The organism is Mycetocola sp. JXN-3 (assembly GCF_014522285.1).
Classification (GTDB): domain Bacteria; phylum Actinomycetota; class Actinomycetes; order Actinomycetales; family Microbacteriaceae; genus Mycetocola; species Mycetocola saprophilus.
Map to the genome: position 1 here is coordinate 1,806,554 of NZ_CP041635.1, position 20,432 is coordinate 1,826,985.

General features: G+C 66.3%; 16 protein-coding genes. 2 read left to right on the top strand and 14 right to left on the bottom strand.

Translation table 11 applies throughout. The features are described 5' to 3' along the window. Positions 1-115 precede the first annotated feature (115 nt). Both C7C57_RS08285 and C7C57_RS08290 read left to right on the top strand, forming a co-directional pair. Positions 116-1,477: an anaerobic C4-dicarboxylate transporter gene (locus C7C57_RS08285; RefSeq protein ID WP_187976074.1), complete on the top strand. Its 1,362-nt coding sequence runs from the start codon at positions 116-118 to the stop codon at positions 1,475-1,477. A gap of 208 nt (positions 1,478-1,685) precedes the next feature. Then, positions 1,686-2,807 (top strand): hypothetical protein, encoded by a 1,122-nt coding sequence (locus C7C57_RS08290; protein ID WP_223144729.1) that lies wholly within the window; start codon positions 1,686-1,688, stop codon positions 2,805-2,807. 85 nt (positions 2,808-2,892) lie between these two features. Here the strand turns inward: C7C57_RS08290 and C7C57_RS08295 are convergent, their stop codons facing one another. From C7C57_RS08295 to hisG, 14 genes are all read right to left on the bottom strand, one after another. Beyond that, positions 2,893-4,002, bottom strand: a complete 1,110-nt coding sequence (locus tag C7C57_RS08295) for an N-formylglutamate amidohydrolase (RefSeq protein ID WP_187976076.1) — start codon at positions 4,000-4,002, stop codon at positions 2,893-2,895. A 125-nt stretch (positions 4,003-4,127) separates the two neighbouring features. Beyond that, positions 4,128-5,570: a pyruvate kinase gene (pyk, locus tag C7C57_RS08300; protein ID WP_030143528.1), complete on the bottom strand. Its 1,443-nt coding sequence runs from the start codon at positions 5,568-5,570 to the stop codon at positions 4,128-4,130. A gap of 47 nt (positions 5,571-5,617) precedes the next feature. Beyond that, positions 5,618-7,075, bottom strand: coding sequence for a glutamate synthase subunit beta (locus C7C57_RS08305; protein WP_030143527.1), 1,458 nt, complete (start codon positions 7,073-7,075; stop codon positions 5,618-5,620). Continuing rightward, entirely contained in the window at positions 7,068-11,870 is a 4,803-nt protein-coding gene (gene gltB, locus C7C57_RS08310) for a glutamate synthase large subunit (protein ID WP_187976077.1), read from the bottom strand. Before gltB ends, C7C57_RS08305 begins: the two co-directional genes overlap by 8 nt. Positions 11,871-11,985: 115 nt before the next feature. Further along, positions 11,986-12,963 carry a prolipoprotein diacylglyceryl transferase gene (lgt, locus tag C7C57_RS08315; RefSeq protein WP_030143525.1) on the bottom strand — a complete coding sequence of 326 codons (978 nt, stop codon included), beginning with the start codon at positions 12,961-12,963 and terminating at the stop codon, positions 11,986-11,988. A 36-nt stretch (positions 12,964-12,999) separates the two neighbouring features. Further along, positions 13,000-13,788 (bottom strand): tryptophan synthase subunit alpha, encoded by a 789-nt coding sequence (trpA, locus tag C7C57_RS08320; RefSeq protein ID WP_030143524.1) that lies wholly within the window; start codon positions 13,786-13,788, stop codon positions 13,000-13,002. Further along, positions 13,785-14,999 (bottom strand): tryptophan synthase subunit beta, encoded by a 1,215-nt coding sequence (trpB, locus tag C7C57_RS08325; RefSeq protein WP_187976078.1) that lies wholly within the window; start codon positions 14,997-14,999, stop codon positions 13,785-13,787. The genes trpA and trpB overlap by 4 nt, the downstream gene beginning before the upstream one ends. Positions 15,000-15,004: 5 nt before the next feature. After that, positions 15,005-15,778, bottom strand: coding sequence for an indole-3-glycerol phosphate synthase TrpC (trpC, locus tag C7C57_RS08330; protein ID WP_187976079.1), 774 nt, complete (start codon positions 15,776-15,778; stop codon positions 15,005-15,007). Positions 15,779-15,781: 3 nt separating this feature from the next. Beyond that, the gene (locus C7C57_RS08335; protein WP_030143521.1) at positions 15,782-16,012 is read right to left on the bottom strand and encodes a DUF6704 family protein; all 231 of its coding nucleotides are present in this window, start codon (positions 16,010-16,012) and stop codon (positions 15,782-15,784) included. Between the two features lie 113 nt (positions 16,013-16,125). Next, positions 16,126-16,803: a Trp biosynthesis-associated membrane protein gene (locus C7C57_RS08340; protein WP_051701888.1), complete on the bottom strand. Its 678-nt coding sequence runs from the start codon at positions 16,801-16,803 to the stop codon at positions 16,126-16,128. Next, positions 16,800-18,338 carry an anthranilate synthase component I gene (locus tag C7C57_RS08345; RefSeq protein ID WP_187976080.1) on the bottom strand — a complete coding sequence of 513 codons (1,539 nt, stop codon included), beginning with the start codon at positions 18,336-18,338 and terminating at the stop codon, positions 16,800-16,802. Before C7C57_RS08345 ends, C7C57_RS08340 begins: the two co-directional genes overlap by 4 nt. A 62-nt stretch (positions 18,339-18,400) precedes the next feature. Continuing rightward, a complete protein-coding gene (gene hisI, locus C7C57_RS08350) occupies positions 18,401-18,790 on the bottom strand; it encodes a phosphoribosyl-AMP cyclohydrolase (RefSeq protein ID WP_187976081.1) in 390 nt (129 codons plus the stop codon). Next, positions 18,787-19,551: an imidazole glycerol phosphate synthase subunit HisF gene (gene hisF / locus C7C57_RS08355; protein ID WP_187976082.1), complete on the bottom strand. Its 765-nt coding sequence runs from the start codon at positions 19,549-19,551 to the stop codon at positions 18,787-18,789. The genes hisI and hisF overlap by 4 nt, the downstream gene beginning before the upstream one ends. An 11-nt stretch (positions 19,552-19,562) precedes the next feature. Next, entirely contained in the window at positions 19,563-20,402 is an 840-nt protein-coding gene (hisG, locus tag C7C57_RS08360; protein WP_030143516.1) for an ATP phosphoribosyltransferase, read from the bottom strand. Positions 20,403-20,432: the final 30 nt, after the last annotated feature.

A 20,432-nucleotide genomic window follows, 5' to 3' on the forward strand; every position in this document is an offset into this window, starting at 1 on the left:
GACACACGTCCCCGTTCTGGGTTGATTGTTTTACCCAATTTGTGTCCGCGCGTCGCTAGGCTGAGCGCAGATTCTGCCGCGCGTGCGCGCGGGAGCCGGGAGAGGACGCAGCACTATGGAAGCCGTCACATTCATCTTGGAACTGCTGGTGGTACTGGGTGCCATCATCATGGGAACCCGCTCCAGTGGCGTGGGTCTGGGGCTCTGGGGCGGCACCGGTGTGGCGATCCTGGTCTTCGTGTTCCGGGAACCGGTGGGCTCTCCCCCGGTGGATGCCCTGCTCATCGTGCTCTCGGTGGTGCTGGCCTCCTCGATGATGCAGGCGGCCGGCGGCATCGACTGGATGGTCGGGGTCGCCGCCAAGCTCATCTCGCGCAGCCCCAAGCAGATCACCCTGGTGGCACCGCTGGTGTCCTTCCTCTTCTCGGCGGGGGCGGGAACCTCGAATATTCTCTATCCGCTGCTCCCGGTGATCCAGGACCTCTCCTATAAAAACAACATTCGCCCCTCGCGCCCGCTCTCGCTCTCGGTGGTGGCCACCGGCGTCGCGCTGGCCTGTAGTCCGGTATCCGCGGCCATGGCCGCGATGGTCACCCTGACCGACGCACCCGCCTACGGCTACGAGCTGATCGATATCGTGAAGGTCACCTTCCCGGCGGCCGTGGTGGGGATCGTGCTGGCCTCGTTTGTGGTCTCGCGGTTGGGCAAGGACATCGCCGATGATCCGGAGATTCAGGCGCGGATCGCCGCCGGGAAGTTCGAGGCGCCCAAGCAGGATGGACCGCTCTCCCATGCCGACGTCGCCCCCACCGCCAAGGGACGCAACGCGGCCCTGATCTTCCTGGGTGGTGTGCTGGTGATCGTGATCTTCGGCCTGTTCAAGGATCTGCGTCCGCTGGTCCCCGGCCTGGTCGACGGTGCCCCGGGCCAGGTCCCGCTGGCGATGACCCCGATCATCGAGATCGTCATGTTTGTGGTGGGTACCCTGATCCTGCTGGTCGCGCGCCCCAAGGTGGCCGAGATCCCCACGATGACCGTGTTCAAGGCCGGTATGGTGTCGGCGATCGCCCTGTTTGGTCTGGCCTGGCTGACCGACACCTTCCTCGGCGCCCACCAGCAGGTTATCGCGGACACCGTGGGTGGCTGGGTGGGTAACTGGCCCTGGATCTTCGCGCTGGGCATCTTCCTGGTCTGTGTGCTGACCACCAGCCAGTCCACGGCGACCCGAACGGTGGTGCCCATCGGCTTGGCCGCGGGCATCCCGCTGGGCCTGCTCTCGGGCATGTGGGCCGGTGCGTTTGCCGGCATCTACCTGCTGCCCACCAACGGCTCGCAGATCGCCGCCGCCAACTTCGACTACACCGGCTCGACCAAGCTCGGCACCAAGCTCGTGGACCACTCGTTCTTTGTGCCCACCCTGGTGCTGGCCGGCTTCACGATCATCGCCGGTGCGGGCTTCGGATTGCTCTGGGGCTAGCGAAACTATCTGACACGGCATCCGAGGATGCTCGCGCCATGATTTTTCCGCTCGCGGAATTGCTGGCGGGCGAGCCATTTTACGATCTAGCCACGGCTAGATCATCGTTCGAACTGATTGGAGTTTCCACTTGACGAATGAGCTAATAGCGATTGTTGCGGACGGGGCGGGTCCAGGGCACGGCGAGTGTTTTATTTGGAAGCGAGAATTGGACGGAGCGGTAGTTGCTGTTGATGCTGGCGGGAGTAAGGATGCAGGCAAAAAAGCGGGCAAACATGGCCCACAAATACTGGTTCTCAGTCATGACGACAAGGACCACATACAAGGAGCTGTCGAGCTAATCTCCGCAGCAACTGGCTTTCTACGTGAACTCTGGGTTCCAGTCGAGTGGGCCATACTACTTCGAGTGGTCAATGAAACACGTCGGGGCTCTTTGCTTCCAGAAAGCCAAGAATCGGTCAGTGTTTCTGTCGTTGAAGAGATGATCGCGGCACAGGTCTTGGAAGAAAATTCCGCTAGTGCGGACAATTCATTCCCTGCGAATTTTCTTGGGCAGACCAGTGAAATCATGGACTCGTGGGACAACGTCCAATTCACTGACCCGGACGGCTTTTCAATTATCGATGAAAACGGTGAGGACACGAATTGGTACGGCGCGAAAAACTTGAAAGAGATTATTAGACGTGTAAAGCGGCGCGCAAAAGCACTGATAGCGATTTTTGAAACCGCGAAGACACATTCGGTCATTTTGAGGTTCTTCTCGATTGACCTAGCACTTTCTACTGCGTCGCGAAGCTGGGAGACGCAAGGTCAAGCAGGAACTGCCACCGTAATAAACGGAAAGGAAACGCCCCTGCCCCTCGCAGTTACGATTCCTCCCGGCCTACCAAATGTGTACGCGCTCACCCGTGTCACGGTTCAGAACCGTCGTGCGCTCAGCACCCTGTTGTGGGGCGACAACAATCACAGCTACCCAGGAGGAACAACTATTTGGAGCGATACCGATGGGCAGTGGCTCGACCATTTCAGTCCCCTCGGGCTGGACAGGGTGGTCCAAGGACTCGCGGCTAGTTCGGCCCCTCACCACGCTTCTGCAAACCCCGCCCATGACCGAGTGTGGCAGGAACTCCGTGCCGCACCGAGTTCTATGGTGATGATCAGTGCAGGAGGAAACCGCACGCAACAGTACCGATCTGATTACAACAATCTCGGGCAACAACGCAGTTGCACGTGGTGTAGGACAACCCAAAGCACTTATCAAGAGGTTAGCGCCCAGTATGTCAGCACCCACTTAGCGGTTCTCCAAAATCAGTGTCTTGGAGCACACTGATGCATTGATTTCACGTGTGTATTCGGGAAAGGATTAGACGCGCAAAACACGTGCTCGCTCGGGATTCTGGTCACCAAACGGCACGCTAGGCGTCCCGATACCGATCCCAGGCCGCCCGGCAGGCGTGGGCGATCCGGTCCACGTGTTCCGGGTCCTCGGTGATCCAGCCGGTACCCGGCTCATGCAGCACCCGGGCCGCCGCGTCGCCGAGCAGGAACTCGCGCAGGAACTCCGCCTGGACCGCATCCAGGTGCACGCCGGCCTGCGCCGCATCGGTTTCGCGGGCGAAGCGCTCCCCCGCGGCGATGATTTCCTGGCTGCCCAGGTAGGGCTGATTGAGGGCCACATCCTCGGCGCGCTCGACCGCGAAGGCCTCGCGGTGAGCCGAGGCCAGCATCCGCAGGCGCACCGGGTTCATGGTGACCGGCCCCTCGGGACGCGGATTACCCGCGTGATCGCCGCGGTTGGACAGCGCCACCACGCGCGGCAGCCGGTCCGCCGGATCCCGCTCAACGTTGACGGCACCCTCGCGGGTAGTGGTGGTGTTCATCGTGTCGTGGAAACTCAGCCGAGTAAACCGCGCGTCTCCCCCGGCCGCTGCGCGCGCATAGGCGGCGGCGATGAAGCGCTCGGTCAGCTCGTCCCGGGTGCGCTCATAGACACCGAGGCCCTGCTCGGCCACGGCCTCGAAGGTTGAGGTGAGCTCGGAGAGTTCCTCCTCGGTGCTGGGCACCCGCAGCAGCGGATAGAAGGAGAAGGTAACCGGGCGGATCGCGTCCACCCCGGTCAGGTCCGCCCGCTGATACGCGCCGGCCGTCCGCACCCGTCCGATCGCCTCGGCCAGCAGTGCCGCCGGGTCCTCGGGCTTTTTGCGGTTGGGATCGCGGATCAGGCGCGGATGCGGATTCTCCACATAGACGATGCGGGGATCGATCTCGGCCCAGCGACGCACGATTGCCGAGGTCGCCACGTCGGAAAAATCGTACTGGAGACGCCGAGTGAACTCGGGGGCCAAAAAGCGTGAAATCTCGGCGGGGATGGCCGCGCCCGAGTGTGGACAGCTCACCAGCACATCCGCCTCGGAAATGGCCTGTTCGAGGCTCCGGTTATCCCGGTCGGCCCAGAAGGTGATGTCCGCGGGCGAAAACACGGTGCCCGCGGGGATGAGAACGGGGGCGGCATCACTGGTGGTCATGACCGCACACTACCCATATGCGCCCCGCAAAAATATCCCCTACACGGGGGCGGCGGGACGGGGCCGAGGGCGTTAAAAGCGGGACGGCCCCGGGGAAACCCCCGGGGCCGTCACTGCTGGCGTTTCTACTTCTCGTACGCCGGAACAACCTGGTTGGCCGCGTCACCGATGCGGTGCACGCGCAGGTCGTTGGTCGAACCCGAGATTCCGGGGGGCGAACCGGAGATCACAACCACCTTGTCGCCCTGCTCGGCGATTTCCTCGCCCAGCAGCGCGTCATCCACCTGGCCGAACATGGCGTCGGTGTGGGTCACGGTCTCGATCAGACGACCCTCGACACCCCAGTTCAGCTGCATGCGACGCAGGGTCGACTCCAGCGGGGTGAAGCCGAGTACGGGGATCCGGCTGCGCAGACGCGAGGTCCGGCGAACCGAGTCACCGGTCTCGGTGAACACGCAGAGGAACTTGGCGTCCACAAACTCGCCCACCTCGGCGGCGGCGGCCGTGATGGCCCCACCCTGAGTGCGGGGCTTGCTGCCCAGGGCCGGGATGCGCTCCAGGCCGTGCTCCTCGGTGGACTCCACGATGCGTGCCATGGTGGCCACGGTGATCACCGGGAAGGCACCCACGCTGGTCTCGCCCGAGAGCATGACCGCGTCGGCACCGTCGAGTACGGCGTTTGCCACGTCGGAGGTCTCGGCGCGGGTCGGACGCGGGCTCGAAATCATCGACTCCAGCATCTGGGTGGCGACGATAACCGGCTTGGCGGCACGACGGCACAGCTCGATGGCGCGCTTCTGCACGATCGGCACGGCCTCCAGCGGAAGCTCCACACCGAGGTCACCACGGGCAACCATGATGCCATCGAAGGCCTCGATGATCTCCTCGAGGTTGTCCACTGCCTGCGGCTTCTCGATCTTGGCGATCACCGGAACGCGGCGACCCTCCTCGTCCATGATCTCGTGAACACGAACAATGTCCTTGGCGTCACGCACGAAGGAGAGGGCGATGAAGTCGGTACCGAGGTTCAGGCCCCAGCGCAGGTCGGCCTCATCCTTTTCGCTCAGTGCGGGCACGTTCACGGCAACGCCGGGCAGGTTGATGCCCTTGTTGTTCGAGACCGGACCGGGCACGGTCACGACGGTGGTGACGACGTTGCCGTCCACGGCGGTGACCTCAAGGCCCACCTTGCCGTCATCGATCAGCAGCGGGTCGCCGACCTTCACGTCCGCGGGCAGGCCCTTGAACGTGGTGGAGGAGATGTCCTTGTTGCCGATGATGTCGTCGGTCGTGATCTTGAACACGTCGCCCTCGGCGAGGTCGTAGGGACCACCCTCGAACTTGCCCAGACGGATCTTGGGTCCCTGCAGGTCCACCAGAACGGCGGTGGGGTGACCAAGGTCCGCGGCGGCCTTGCGCACGTTGGTGTACACGGCCTCGTGGACCGAGTAGTCACCGTGGCTGAGGTTCATCCGAGCGACGTTGACGCCGGCCTCAAGGATCGCGCGGATGTTCTCATACGTGTTCGTGGCCGGACCAAGTGTCGCGACAATTTTTGCGCGTCTCATGGGTATAGAGCTCCAAACTTCTGCGGCACATGCCGCGGCTGGGGTGATTACAGCGAGAGCGCCCGCTCATGAGCGTGCACCGGGGCTGGGAGAGAACTGGTGCCTTCCAGGTAGCGATCTACCGCCGCGGCAGCCGCACGACCCTCGGCAATCGCCCATACGATGAGCGACTGACCGCGGCCGGCATCACCGGCAACGAAGACCCCGGGCTGGTTGGTCCGGTAATCATTGTCTCGTTCCAGGTTACCCTGTGTGGCGATCGGAAGCCCGAGCTGGTCGCGTACCGTGTCGCCCTCTGTCCCGGTGAAGCCCAGCGCAAGGAATACCAGGTCCGCGGGGATTTCACGCTCGGTCCCGGCCTTGGGGACACGCCGCCCATCCACGAACTCGGTCTCGGCAACACGAATGCTGCACAGATTCCCATCTTCGTCCGACAGGAACTCGACGGTGGAGACCAGGTAGGCCCGCTCACCGCCCTCCTCATGCGCGCTCTGGAACTCAAACAGGGTCGGCATGGTCGGCCAGGGCTGAGCATCCGAGCGCTCGGTCCCCGGCTGCTTGCCGATCGCCAGCGTGGTCACCGACGCGGCGCCCTGACGGTGCGCGGTTCCGATGCAGTCGGCACCGGTGTCGCCACCACCGAGGATGACCACGTGCTTGCCACGGGCGTCAATCAGGTTCTCGGGGGTCTCCCCCGCCACCGCACGGTTGGCCGGCACCAGGTAGTCCATCGCGAAGTGCACACCCGACAGCTCACGACCCGGAATCGGCAGATCGCGCGGGATGGTGGCACCGGTGGCCACAACCACGGCGTCGAAGCGCTTGCGCAGCGCCTCCCAGGTCAGGTCCACCCCGATGTTCACGCCGGCACGGAACCGGGTGCCCTCGGCGCGCATCTGGTCCAGGCGGCGGTCGATGTCGCCCTTTTCCATCTTGAAGTCCGGGATGCCGTAGCGCAGCAGCCCACCGATGCGGTCCTCACGCTCGTACACGGCCACGGTGTGACCGGCGCGGGTCAGCTGCTGGGCGGCGGCCAGGCCCGCGGGGCCCGAACCCACCACGGCCACGGTCTTGCCGGTGATGCGCTCGGGCGGCTGGGGCTGAACCCAGTCGTTGTCCCAGGCGTCCTGGATGATCGAGGCTTCGACCTCCTTGATCGTCACCGCGGGCTGGTTGATCCCCAGCACGCAGGCGCTCTCGCAGGGGGCCGGGCACAGCTTGCCGGTGAACTCGGGGAAGTTGTTGGTTGCGTGCAGGCGTTCGATGGCCGCGTGGCCCTCGCCCCGACGCACCAGGTCGTTCCACTCGGGGATGATGTTTCCCAGCGGGCAGCCCTGGTGGCAGAAGGGCACACCACAGTCCATGCAGCGTCCGGCCTGGCGGGCCACGGTCGCGCCATCACGCTTGTCGTAGACCTCCTTCCAGTCCATGATTCGCACCGACACCGGGCGGCGGGCAGCGGTCTCGCGCTGCGTGGTCTCCATAAATCCGCGCGGGTTAGCCACGGGTCACCTCCAGGATGCGCTCCCAAACCACGTCGCCGTCCAGGTCAAGACCCTCGGTCTCGGCCTGGGCACGGGTGGCCTGTACCGCGGCGAAGTCGCGCGGTACGAGCTTAGAAAATTCGGTTGAGGCGGACTCGAAGTCCGCGAGGATCGCCTCGGCCACCGGCGAACCGGTTGCTTCGAAGTGACGGCCGAGCAGCTCGCGCAGGCGCTCCTGATCGGCGCGGTCCAGCGGGTGCACACCCAGCTCGCCGCTCTCGCGGGCGTCGGGGTTCACGGCCTCGGGGTTCAGACGGTAGATGTACGCGACACCACCGGACATACCCGCACCCACGTTGTGGCCGGTGGGTCCGAGGATCAGGGCCTCGCCGCCGGTCATGTACTCCAGTGCGTGGTCACCCACACCCTCGGCCACCGCGGTGGCCCCGGAGTTACGCACCAGGAAGCGCTCGCCCACGACACCGCGCAGGAAGATCTGGCCCGAGGTGGCGCCGTAGCCGATCACGTTACCGGCGATCACCGACTCCTCGGCCTTATAGGTGGCCTCGCGCGGCGGACGCAGGGTGATCAAACCACCCGAGAGTCCCTTACCCACGTAGTCGTTGGCTTCACCCTCGAGGCGCAGCGCGATTCCGGCGGGCATGAACGCACCGAGGGACTGACCGGCGGTACCGTGCAGCGCAACCTCGATGGTGGACTCGGGCAGCCCGGCCTCGCCGTGACGCTTGGTCACCTCGTGGCCGAGCATCGTGCCCACGGCGCGGTCGGTGTTGTTGATCGGCAGATCAATCGCCACCGGCTCACCGTTTTCCAGGGCCGCACGGGCGTGTGCAATCAGCTGGTTGTCGAAGTGCTCATCCAGCTCGTGGTCCTGGGTGCGGATGCCGCGCAGGGCCTGCTCGGTCTCGGGACTGTACAGCAGCGGGTCCAGGTCCAGTCCGCGGGCCTTCCAGTGGGCGGCGGCATCTCCGGCGTGGATCAGGTCCACCCGACCGATGGCCTCGTCCAGGGTGCGGAAGCCCAGGGCGGCGAGGTACTCGCGCACCTCCTCGGCGATGAACTCGAAGAAGTTCACCACGAACTCGGGCTTGCCGGTGAAGCGCTCGCGCAGCACCGGGTTCTGGGTGGCCACACCCACCGGGCAGGTGTCCAGGTGGCAGACACGCATCATGATGCAGCCCGACACCACCAGCGGGGCGGTCGCGAAACCGAACTCCTCGGCACCCAACAGGGCACCGATGATGACGTCGCGGCCGGTCTTCAGCTGACCATCCACCTGCACCACCACGCGGTCACGCATGTTGTTCAGGATCAGGGTCTGCTGGGTTTCGGCGAGGCCGAGCTCCCACGGGGTTCCCGCGTGCTTGAGCGAGTTCATCGGGGACGCACCGGTACCACCGTCGTGACCCGAAACCAGGATCACGTCGGACAGCGCCTTGGCCACACCCGCGGCCACCGCACCGATACCGGCCTGGCTGACCAGCTTGGTGTGGATGCGCGCGGCGGGGTTCGCCCGCTTGAGGTCGAAGATGAGCTGCTTGAGGTCCTCGATCGAGTAGATGTCGTGGTGCGGGGGCGGCGAGATCAGGCCGACACCGGGGGTCGCGTGACGGGTCCGAGCCACCCAGGGGTAGACCTTGGTCGGCGGCAGCTGACCACCCTCGCCGGGCTTGGCACCCTGGGCGAGCTTGATCTGGATGTCGTCGGCGTGGGTCAGGTACATGCTGGTCACACCGAAGCGGCCCGAGGCCACCTGCTTGATCGAGGAGCGACGCTCGGGGTCGAGCAGACGCTCGGTGTCCTCGCCACCCTCACCTGTGTTCGACTTGGCGCCGAGACGGTTCATGGCGATCGCCAGGGTCTCGTGGGCCTCCTTGGAGATCGAGCCGTAGCTCATCGCTCCGGTCGAGAAGCGCTTCACGATGTCGGCGACGGACTCCACCTCGTCCAGCGGCACCGGGGTGCGGCCGTGGCCCTCGAGGCGGAACAGGCCGCGCAGGGTCATCAGCTTCTCGTTCTGCTCGTCCACCAGGGCGGTGTACTCGCGGAAGATGTCGTAACGGCGCGATCGGGTCGCGTGCTGCAGCTTGAAGACGGTCTCGGGGTTGAACAGGTGCGGGGCACCGTCGCGACGCCACTGGTACTCGCCGCCGGTGTTCAGGCGCTCGTGCACCCGCTCGGCGGAGTTGTCCGGGTAGGCGCTCTTGTGCCGGGACATGGTCTCGGCGGCCAGGACACCGAGGTCCACGCCACCCAGGGTGCTCACGGTGCCACCGAAGTAGCCGTCGATGAGTTCCTGGGACAGACCCACGGCCTCGAAGGCCTGGGCACCGGCGTAGCTGGACACGGTCGAGATACCCATCTTCGACATGATCTTCAGCACACCCTTACCCAGGGCGTAGATCACGTTCTTGACGGCCTGCTCGGGGGTGATGCCGGTGATCACACCGGTGCGGGTCAGGTGCTCGCAGGTCTCCATCGCCAGGTACGGGTTCACCGCGGTGGCGCCGTAGCCGATCAGCAGGGCCACGTGGTGCACCTCGCGCACGTCACCGGCCTCGACGATCAGGCCCACCCGCATGCGGTTCTCCCGCTCCACCAGGTGGTGGTGCACGGTCGAGAGCAGCAGCAGCGAGGGAATCGGGGCCAGGTCCTTGGTGGACTCGCGGTCGCTCAGCACCAGGAACTCGGCGCCACGAGCCAGCGCGGTGTCCACCTCGGCGCGGATCTCGTCCAGGCGGTCGCGCAGCGCGTTCTCGCCGCGGTCGAAGCGGTAGAGACCACGGATGGTCACCGCGAGCTCGGCGGGCGCGCTGGAGAGGTCCTCGGGTTCGATGTGCTGGATCTTGGCCAGCTCATCGTTGTTGATCACCGGGAACTTCAGGATCACCCGGCGTGCGTGTGCGGGGGCGTCCTCAAGCAGGTTGTGCTCGGGTCCCAGACCGATCGAGAGCGAGGTGACCCGCTCCTCGCGGATCGCGTCCAGCGGCGGGTTGGTCACCTGGGCGAAGCGCTGGGTGAAGTAGTCAAACACCAGGCGCGGGCGGTCTGACAGCACGGCGATCGGGGTGTCCGATCCCATCGCACCGAGCGGCTCGGCACCGTTCTGACCCATCGGGGCCAGCAGGATGCGCACCTCTTCCTCGGTGTACCCAAACGTGCGCTGACGGCGGGTGATCGAGGCGGCGGTGTGCACGATGTGCTCGCGCTCGGGCAGGTCCTCGAGGGTGATCTGCTCGGTCTCCAGCCACTTGGCCCAGGGCTCAGACTCGGCCAGGCCCTTCTTGACCTCGGTGTCCTCGATGATCCGGCCCTCGGCCGTGTCCACCACAAACATCTGGCCCGGACGCAGGCGTCCCTTGCGGGCCACGCGCTCGGGGGCGATCGGCAGGATACCAATCTCGGAGCCGAGGACAACCAGGCCATCGGTGGTCTCGAGCCAGCGTCCCGGACGCAGTCCGTTGCGGTCGAGGGTCGCACCCACCTGGGTACCGTCGGTGAAGGTCAGCGCGGCGGGACCGTCCCAGGGCTCCATCTGGAGCGCCGAGAATTCGTAGAAGGCGCGCAGGTTGTCATCCAACCCGGCCTTCTTCTCCCAAGCCTCGGGCACCAGCATCGTCATCGCGTGGGTGATCGAGCGACCCGACAGGGTCAGCAGCTCAAACACCTCATCCAGCGAGGCCGAGTCACTGGCGCCGGGGGTGCAGATGGGCAGCAGCGGCGAGAGGTCGCCAAGCAGGTCGCTGGCCAGCTGAGACTGACGCGCGCGCATCCAGTTACGGTTGCCCTCCACGGTGTTGATCTCGCCGTTGTGGGCGAGCATGCGCAGCGGCTGCGCGAGCGGCCACGACGGGAAGGTGTTGGTGGAGTACCGCGAGTGCACCAGCGCGAGCTTGGAGGCAAAACGGGCATCCGAAAGATCGGGGTAGAACGGCTCAAGCTGGAGCGTGGTGACCATGCCCTTGTAGACCAGGGTACGGCTCGACAGCGAGGCGAAGTAGGCACCGAGCTCATGCTCGGCGCGACGGCGCAGTCGGTAGGCCAGCCGATCCAGCAAAAGGGGATCCGGGCGGGCGGGACGCGCGGCGGTCGTGGGGACCGCGGGAGGAATGTCCTCGGAGCGCGCGGGAGTGGGGATCGAGGCGCTCGACGAGGGGGTGGTGATCGTGGGGATCGAGGAGGTGGCCGTGGAGGCCGCGGAGAGGTTGGAGACAAGCTTGGTGGGGCTGGGGTTCACCTCCTCCGGGGCGCCGGGTTCGATCGGTGAGTGCTCGTGCAACTGGGGCTCGGGAGCGTGGTGGGCGATCTCGGTTTCCACGCGCACAAACAGCTGCTCAAACGCGGGCATGGCCTCGCGGGCGAGCGTACCGAGGTGCTCGGGGTCGGTGGGAACCTCACGCCAGCCCAGCACGGTGAGTTCTTCCTCGGCGGCGATCTGCTCGATTGCGGCCTTCTGGGTGGCGCGCTCGGCGGCGTCCTGGGGCAGGAAGGCCATACCGACGGCATACTCCCCCGCCTCGGGGAGGTCGAACGAGGTGACCTCGCGCAGGAAGGCGTCGGGGACCTGGCTCAGCAGACCGGCGCCGTCACCGGTGCCGGCGTCCGAGCCGATCGCACCGCGGTGCTCGAGGTTACGCAGGGCCTGCAGGGCCAGCTCGATGATGTCGTGTCCGGCGGTACCGCGCAGGGTAGCGACCGCGGCCAGGCCACAGGCGTCCTTTTCCTGAACCGGGTTGTAAAGCCCCTGCCGCGGCGGAACCGCGGAGAAGCTTTGATAGGGACTGTGTTGCGTCATGAATCCACCCTTACGGAGTGTTTAAGGGGATGGGACGCCATTGGCCCGGGGCAGGTCTAACCTGTCCCGGGCCAATGCGTTGTAACTGGGTATGTTCTGGCTGAACCCGAGCGGGTTAGGGGGTTGCGCCTTCCCGGCTTGTGGCCGGTTCAGCTACCGGCGCCGTTGCCGGAACCGAGGGGTCAGTGGTATCTACGTACTCCACATCGGTGTGTGAAGATCCTACTCCAGCCTGAGCGTCCTTATCGCCACGACCCGGCCGGTAGGCCGAGGGGATCAAACCGGTGTGGCGCTTGTTCTGCACGATGATCAGGACAATTCCCACCAGAATGGCGAGCAGGGCGGCCCAAACATTTACCCGAATTCCGAGGAAAATTTCGCTCGGGTCGATGCGGATCGACTCCCACACGGTGCGTCCGGCACCGTACCAGATGAGGTAGGCACCAAAGACCTTGCCCCAGCCCACGTTGATCTTGCGCGAGAGCCACAGCAGGAACAGCACACCGAGCAGGTTCCAGATGACCTCGTAGAGGAAGGTCGGGTGGAACAGGGTACCGGCGGGCAGGCCCAGCGGCCAGGCGGCGTTGGTGCTGTCGATCTGCAAGCCCCAGGGCAGGTCGGTGGGGGTACCGAAGAGCTCCTGGTTGAAGTAGTTGCCGAAGCGGCCGAAGGCCTGGGCCAGCAGCAGGCCCGGGGCCAGTGCGTCGGCGAAGACCCAGAACCGCAGTCCGGTCCACTTGCAGCCGAGCCAGGCACCCACGGCACCACCGAGCAGCGCACCGAAGATCGCGATGCCACCGCTGCGGATGTCGACAACCTCCCAGAGGTTCGCTCCCGGGTAGAAGTAGTCGTTGGGGTGGGTCAGCACGTGGAAGATCCGCGCGCCGATGATGCCGATCGGCACGGTCAGCAGGATCATGTCCAGCACGACGCCGTTGCCGGCTCCCAGCTTGTTCAGGCGGTGGTTCACCAGGAACGCCGCGGCGACGATGCCCGCCATGATGCAGAGGGCATAGAAGTAGATGGTTATGGGCCCGATATTAAACGAGTTAATCTCGGGGCTGGGGATGCTCAGGGAAATCACCCGGGTCACGCCTTTCTTCAGATACGCCTGGCGGCGCGGATAATTCTACTTCGACTCGCTCTTACCGGTTGCCAGCTCGGCGGCCTTGGCCGCCACGGCGGGCACTCCACCCTCGGCGAGGGCGGAGACCAGCGCGGAACCGACGATGGCACCGTCGGCATAGCTGAGCACGTCGCGCACCTGGGCGGCGCTGGAAATCCCCAGTCCCACGCAGGCGAAGTTGTCGCCGGCGGCGCGCAGGCGGGTGGTCAATGCGCGGGCGGCACCGTCCATCTCGCTGCGGGCCCCGGTGATGCCCATCGTGGATACCGTATAGACGAATCCGCGGCTGAGCTCCGAGACGGTCTTCAGGCGCTCGTCACTCGAGGACGGGGCGGCCAGGAAGATGCGCTCCAGATCGGTCCGGTCCGAGGCGGAGAGCCAGTCGGCGGCCTCATCGGGGATCAGGTCCGGGGTAATCAGCCCGGCACCGCCGGCGGCGACCAGGTCGTCGGCGAAGCGGTCGGGTCCGTACTGAATCACCGGGTTCCAGTAGGTCATCAGCAGGACCGGCACGTCCACGCGGGCACGAATCTGGCGCACGGCCTCGAACACGTGGGCGAGCTTGAACCCCCCGGCCAGGGCCTGAACGGTGGCCGCCTGAATGGCCGCCCCGTCCATCACCGGGTCCGAATAGGGCACACCGAGCTCGATGATGTCCACGCCGTTTTCGGCGATGGCCACCGCGGCGTCCACGCTGGTCTGGAAGTCGGGGAAGCCGACCGGAAGGTATCCGATCAGGGCCCCGGAACCGTCGCGGCGCAGTGCCGCAAGGGTGTCGTGTACCTGGGTCACAGCTGCGTGGCTCCCTCGTCGATCAGGTCGAAGTAGCGACCCGCGGTTTCCATATCCTTATCCCCACGACCCGACAGACTCACCAGGATGGTAGCGTCCGGTCCAAGCTCGCGGCCGAGCTTGAGCGTGCCGGCCAGCGCGTGCGAGGACTCGATGGCGGGAATAATGCCCTCGGTGCGGCTCAGCAGGCGGAAGGCCTCCATCGCCTCGGCATCGGTGATCGGACGGTACTGCGCGCGGCCGAGGTCTGCGAGCCACGAGTGCTCGGGACCCACGCCCGGGTAGTCGAGTCCGGCCGAGATCGAGTGCGACTCGATGGTCTGGCCATCCTCATCCTGGAGCAGGTACGAACGCGCACCGTGCAGCACGCCGGGGCGTCCCTTGGTGATCGTCGCCGCGTGCCGCGGGGTATCCACGCCCTCACCGGCGGCCTCGAAGCCGTACAGGGCCACATCGGCATCGTCGAGGAACGCGTGGAAGATTCCCATCGCGTTCGATCCTCCGCCGACACACGCGGTCACCGCGGTGGGCAGCGCGCCGGTCAGGTCGAGGACCTGCTGACGGGCCTCCTCGCCGATGATCTTCTGCAGATCACGAACCAGCGCGGGGAACGGGTGCGGTCCGGCCACGGTTCCGAAGATGTAGTTGGTGGTCTCGACGTTGGTGACCCAGTCACGCATCGCGTCGTTAATCGCGTCCTTGAGGGTGCGCGAACCGGTCTTGACCGGAACGACCTCGGCACCCAGCAGGCGCATGCGGGCCACGTTGAGCGCCTGGCGCTCGGTGTCCACCTCGCCCATGTAGATGACGCAGTCGAGTCCAAACAGCGCCGCGGCGGTGGCCGTGGCCACCCCGTGCTGTCCGGCACCGGTCTCGGCGATCACCCGGGTCTTGCCGATGCGCTTGGTGAGCAGCACCTGACCCAGCGCGTTGTTGATCTTGTGCGAACCGGTGTGGTTCAGATCCTCGCGCTTGAGAATGATCCGGGCGCCACCGGCGTGCTCGGCAAAGCGCGGCACCTCGGTGATGATCGAGGGGCGCCCCACGTAGTCCCGCAGCAGCGCGCGGAACTCGCCGAGGAAGGCCTCGTCATTCCGGGCGCTGTCCCACGCCTCGGTGAGTTCATCGAGGGCCGCGATCAGCGACTCGGGGGAATAACGACCACCGAAGGCACCGAAGTACGGTCCGGTTTCGGAACGAAGATCCGTCATAGGGATTAAACCGCCAGATATTCAGCGAGGGTCGCGACCGGATCTCCGGTCACCAGGGCCTCGCCGATCAGGACCACATCGGCACCGGCCTCGCGGTAGTGGCGCACATCGGCCGGCGAGAGCACGGCGGATTCGGCCACCCGGATGACCCCGGCGGGGATCTGCGGGGCGAGGGTACCAAAGAGGTCACGATCGAGTTCGAACGTGGAAAGGTTGCGGGCGTTGACGCCGACCAGCTGAGCCCCGAGTGCGAGCGCGCGGTGCAGCTCCTCCTCGCTGTGCGTCTCCACCAGCGCGGTCATGCCGAGCTCGGTGATCAGCGCATACAGCGAGGCCAGGGTGGCATCATCATCCAGCGCGGCGACGATCAGCAGCACCAGGTCGGCACCGGCCGCGCGGGCCTCGTACACCTGGTACGGGGACGAGATGAAGTCCTTGCGCAGCACGGGCAGCGCGACCGAACGACGAACCTCTTCGAGATCGGCCAGCGATCCCTTGAACTTGCGTCCCTCGGTGAGCACGCTGATGGTGCTAGCCCCGCCGGTCTCGTAGGAGACCGCGAGCTGGGCGGGATCGCGAATCTCGGCGAGGTCGCCGCGCGAGGGACTCGCGCGCTTGACCTCGGCGATGATCTTCACCCGGTCACTCGGCGCCAGCGCGGCGAGGGCATCGATCGCGGCGGGGCGGGCGAGCGCCTCGGCTCGCACCGCCTCGAGCGGCTTCAGTCGCTCGCGATCGGCGGCGTCGGCCGCCGCACCCGCCATCAGGTCGGCGAGCATGGGTTAGTGGCTCTTGGCGACGTACTTGGGGCCCTTGACGCCCCAACCGGCCTTCGAGAGGATCCAACCGAGCAGCGCACCCACGCCGATCAGCGCAACCGAAGCCCACACCAGCCATACCTGGGCGAACCAGAAGGCAACGGTGCCGATGGTAACGGCGGCCAGCATAACGATGACGGCGGTCCAGGCTGCGGGCGAGTGTCCGTGTCCGGGATCGGAAATGTCGGTGCTCATGAAACTCCTTAAACGAATGGGCGGATCCATCCTATCGGGGATCGCCGGGGGTGTGCGCACCCACGCGGTGCGCCTCGGGTTGGGAGGCGCGGCCCGGGGCGAGGCGCGTCGGGTTAGGACTTGGGGGTGGCGTCGGGAAGGGTCGGATCGGTGGGGTCCTCGCCGCGGCTCAGGTCATCCCAGCTGTCGATCGCGTCGGGCATGGCGTTCTCATCCACGACCCGCACCCGCGGGGTGGTCTGATACTTGCGCCCCGCGGATCCCGGCCAGTGCTTGGCCGTGAGGATGATCACAAACCCTGTGAAGACCGCGATCGCCGCCCCCAGCAGGCCCACATAGGGCCAGAAGGTGACGCTCGACGCGGTGATGACCTTGGCAATCGATGCGGGTCCGGCGACGCCGGTGGCCTCGGTGACCGCGGCACCCGAGGAGGCACCGGGGTTCAGCAGCACCAGGATGCCCTCGAGGGCGATGCACAGCCCGAGAATCACCGAGAGGCCACCAAAGAGCAGACGCAGCACATATCCGGCGATCGACAGGGCGGCGGCCAGGGCGATCAGGCACAGCGCCAGGGCCGTCAGCGCCGGCGCCGCGATGGTCCCGTTGACGGCGAGGTCCTTGCTTCCCCCGCTGGGGATCGTCACCGTCAGGTTGACCCAGGTCTGGGTCCACGAGAGCAGACCCAGTCCCCCGGCGACGATCAGCAGGAGCAGCGAACGGGACTTGAGCCCGCGGCGTTTCTTGGCGATCCGCTCTGCATCGGTGAGGGGGGCGGGGGTGGGCTGGGTCATGAAATCCTCGTGAGTGCGTTGGCGATGGCCACCGCGCGCAGCGGTGCGGCGGCCTTATTGCGACTTTCGGCCGCTTCGAGTTCGGGCACCGAGTCGGCCACCAGTCCGCCGCCGGCCTGCACGTAGGCGGTGCCGTCGACGATGGTGGCGGTGCGAATGGCGATGGCCAGGTCGGCGTCACCGGAGAGGCCGAAGTAGCCCACGACTCCCCCGTACACGCCGCGCTGGGCGGGTTCGAGCTCGTCGATGATCTCCAGCGCCCGCGGCTTGGGCGCACCGGAGAGGGTGCCTGCCGGGAAGGTCGCCCGGAAGATGTCCACCGGGCTGGCGTCCGCGCGGAGCGTGCCCTCCACCGAGGACACCAGGTGCATGATGTGGCTGAATCGTTCGATCCGCATGAACTCGGTGACCTCGACGGTGCCGGGCGTGCACACCTTGGCGAGGTCGTTGCGGGACAGGTCGACCAGCATCAGGTGCTCGGCGCGCTCCTTCTCGTCGGCGAGCAGCTCGTCGGCGAGTTCGGTGTCCTGTTCGGGGGTGCGGCCGCGCGGGCGGGATCCGGCGATCGGGTGGGTGATCAGGTGACCGTCCTCCGATTTGACCAGGGCCTCCGGGGAGGAACCCACCACGTGGAAGGGGCGACCCTCCGCATCCTCCAGCGCAAAGAGGTACATGTAGGGGCTGGGATTCAGCGCGCGCAGCACCCGGTACACGTCCACCGGCTCGGCTTCGGTCTTCAGATCGAAGCGCTGCGAGAGCACCACCTGGAAGATGTCGCCGGCGCGGATGTACTCCTGCGAGGCCAGGACGCCGTCCAGGTAGTCCTGCGGATCGGTGCGGTTGGTCGGGTCGGCCACCAGCGAGAAGTCGGCCTCGGCGAGCCACGCCTCGGCGGGCTGGGCGAGACCGGTCTGCAGCGCGTCGAGCTGCGCCTGGGCGCGGGCCCAGCGGGTGTCGCCATCCAGCTCATCATCCAGCAGCACGTTAACGATCAGGCGCACGGTGGCCGATCGGTGATCGCAGACAGCCAGGCTCTCCACGAAGCTCAGTGCCTGATCGGGCACCGGAATCTCGCGCGGCGGCGCATCGGGCAGGTGCTCGATCTGGCGGATGGCCTCCCAGCCGATAAAGCCGACCAGGCCACCGGTCAGCGGGGCGAACCCCTCGATCTTGGGTCCGGCCCAGCGACGGTAGAACGCATCCACGGCATCCAGCGGACCCGCGGGGATCGACTCGCCGAAGGCGCGCTCGGCGCTCAGGTCGTAGTCGATCCAGTGGCTCGCACCCTCGCGCTCGGTCAGCACACCAAACGAGGACACCCCGATAAACGAGTAGCGCGACCAGATGCCGCCCTGCTCGGCGGATTCCAGCAGAAAGCTGCCGGGCTTGCCGGCGGCCAGCTTACGGTAGATTCCCACCGGCGTTTCCCCGTCGGCAAAAATCTCACGGGCGACCGGAACCACCCGGTGCTCCCCCGCCGAAACCAGGTGGTCAAAGTCCGCACGGGTGGTGGTGCCGGACATACTGTTACTCATCAAAACTCCCGATTGTTCGCGCCGCGCCCTCGTTCGAGGCTAGCGGGCGTACGTGCACGTGGCTAGGGGCGGCCGGGAACCTCTCCCGGAACCGCCGGAACCGTGCGCTCATCAAAGCATGAGTGTGCGCCGGTGTGACAGGCAGCTCCCACCTGAACCACGCGGATGAGCAGGGTGTCGGCGTCGCAGTCGACGCTGACATCCCGGACATACTGGGCGTGGCCGGAGGTATCACCCTTACGCCAGAACTCCTGGCGCGATCGCGACCAGAAGGTGACCCTCCCCTCGGTCAGGGTGCGCCGCAGCGCCTCCGCATTGACGTAGCCGAGCATGAGCACCCGCTCGGTGCCCACCTCCTGGATGATCGCCGGGGCCAGGCCGTTATCGTCATAGGTGACGCTCGCGGCCACGGCCTCGGGGCTTGAGGTGTTCAGGGTGACGGTGCCGCTCATCGCCGCACCTCGATGCCCTCGTTCGCCAGCGCCAGCTTGACCTGGTCGATGGTGAACGCACCGGTGTGGAACACACTCGCGGCGAGCACCGCATCGGCACCGGCCTGCACGGCCGGGGCGAAGTGCTCAAGCGCTCCGGCGCCACCCGAGGCGATCACCGGGACGTGTGAAATGGCGCGGATCGCCCGGATCAGCTCCAGGTCGAAACCGTCGCGGGTGCCGTCGGCATCGATCGAGTTGACCAGTAGCTCGCCGGCGCCACGGTTGATGGCGTCGGTGGCCCAGGCCAGTGCGTCCAGCTCGGTCTTGGTGCGGCCACCGTGGGTGGTCACCACAAAGCCCGAGGGGGCCGCGGCATCACGGGTGATATCGAGGGAGAGCACCACCACCTGCGCGCCGAAGCGGTCGGCGATCTCGCCGATCAGCTCGGGGCGCGCGATCGCCGCGCTGTTCACGCCGATCTTGTCGGCACCGCAGCCCAGCAGGCGGGCGACGTCCTCGGCGGAGCGCACACCCCCGCCCACGGTCAGCGGCACAAAAACCTGCTCGGCGGTGCGGGTCACCACGTCATACGTTGTGGCGCGTCCGTCCACGGTTGCGGTCACATCGAGGAAGGTGATCTCGTCCGCACCCTGGGCCGCATAGTTCGCGGCGAGCTCGACCGGGTCGCCCTGATCGCGCAGGTTTTGGAAGTTCACACCCTTGACCACGCGGCCATTGGCCACGTCGAGGCACGGGATCACACGCGTTGCGAGTGTCATGACCTTCCCCCTTAGAGACGTGCGGCGTGAATCGCGCTGACCAGGATCGCGCGGGCACCCAGTTCATAGAGCGCGTCCATGATCTGGTTGGTGCGGCGCTTGGGAACCATGACGCGCACGGCGACCCACTCGGGCTCGCGCAGCGGCGACACGGTCGGCGACTGGCGGCCACCGGCAATCGCCGTGGCCTCATCCAGCAGCGAGAGCGGCAGGTCGTAGTCCATCAGCACGTACTGACGGGCCACCTGAACACCCTCGAGGCGGCGACGCAGGGTCGCCAGGCCGGGCTGCTCCTGCTCGGAGCGAATCAGAACCGCGGTGGATTCCAGGATGACCGGGCCGAAAATGTCGAGGCCTGCCTTACGCAGGGTCGCACCGGTGGAGACCACATCGGCCACGGCGTCGGCCACGCCGAGCTGCACGGCGGATTCCACGGCACCATCAAGCTTGACCAGGTGCGCGCTCACGCCGTGTGCGGCGAGGAAGTCGCCCACGAGGCCCGGGTAGCTGGTGGCCACGCGGACACCCTCCAGGTCGCTCAGCTCGTGGAACTTACCGGCCGGGCCGGCGAAGCGGAAGGTCGAGTCGCCGAAGTTCAGCGGTTCGATCTCGATGGCATCGGATCCCGAGTCCAGCAGCAGGTCGCGGCCGGTGACACCCACATCGAGGGCGCCGGAGCCCACATAGGTGGCGATGTCGCGCGGACGCAGGAAGAAGAATTCGACGTCGTTCTCGGCGTCGACCAGGTGCAGTTCCTTGGGGTCGCGACGGGTCGCGTAGCCCGCCTCGGCGAGCATCAGGGTGGCGGTTTCGGACAGCGATCCCTTATTGGGGATGGCGATTCTCAGCATGGGGTGGACCTTAGGTTTGAAGTTGGGTAT

Coding starts and splice junctions, on each gene's coding strand:
- C7C57_RS08285 (WP_187976074.1), top strand. CDS start 116: ATGGAAGCCGTCACATTCATCTTGGAACTGCTGGTGGTACTGGGTGCC.
- hisI (WP_187976081.1), bottom strand. CDS start 18,790: ATGAGCGGCACCGTCACCCTGAACACCTCAAGCCCCGAGGCCGTGGCC.
- C7C57_RS08335 (WP_030143521.1), bottom strand. CDS start 16,012: ATGAGCACCGACATTTCCGATCCCGGACACGGACACTCGCCCGCAGCC.
- C7C57_RS08345 (WP_187976080.1), bottom strand. CDS start 18,338: ATGAGTAACAGTATGTCCGGCACCACCACCCGTGCGGACTTTGACCAC.
- hisF (WP_187976082.1), bottom strand. CDS start 19,551: ATGACACTCGCAACGCGTGTGATCCCGTGCCTCGACGTGGCCAATGGC.
- hisG (WP_030143516.1), bottom strand. CDS start 20,402: ATGCTGAGAATCGCCATCCCCAATAAGGGATCGCTGTCCGAAACCGCC.
- C7C57_RS08340 (WP_051701888.1), bottom strand. CDS start 16,803: ATGACCCAGCCCACCCCCGCCCCCCTCACCGATGCAGAGCGGATCGCC.
- C7C57_RS08295 (WP_187976076.1), bottom strand. CDS start 4,002: ATGACCACCAGTGATGCCGCCCCCGTTCTCATCCCCGCGGGCACCGTG.
- pyk (WP_030143528.1), bottom strand. CDS start 5,570: ATGAGACGCGCAAAAATTGTCGCGACACTTGGTCCGGCCACGAACACG.
- gltB (WP_187976077.1), bottom strand. CDS start 11,870: ATGACGCAACACAGTCCCTATCAAAGCTTCTCCGCGGTTCCGCCGCGG.
- trpC (WP_187976079.1), bottom strand. CDS start 15,778: ATGCTCGCCGACCTGATGGCGGGTGCGGCGGCCGACGCCGCCGATCGC.
- trpB (WP_187976078.1), bottom strand. CDS start 14,999: ATGACGGATCTTCGTTCCGAAACCGGACCGTACTTCGGTGCCTTCGGT.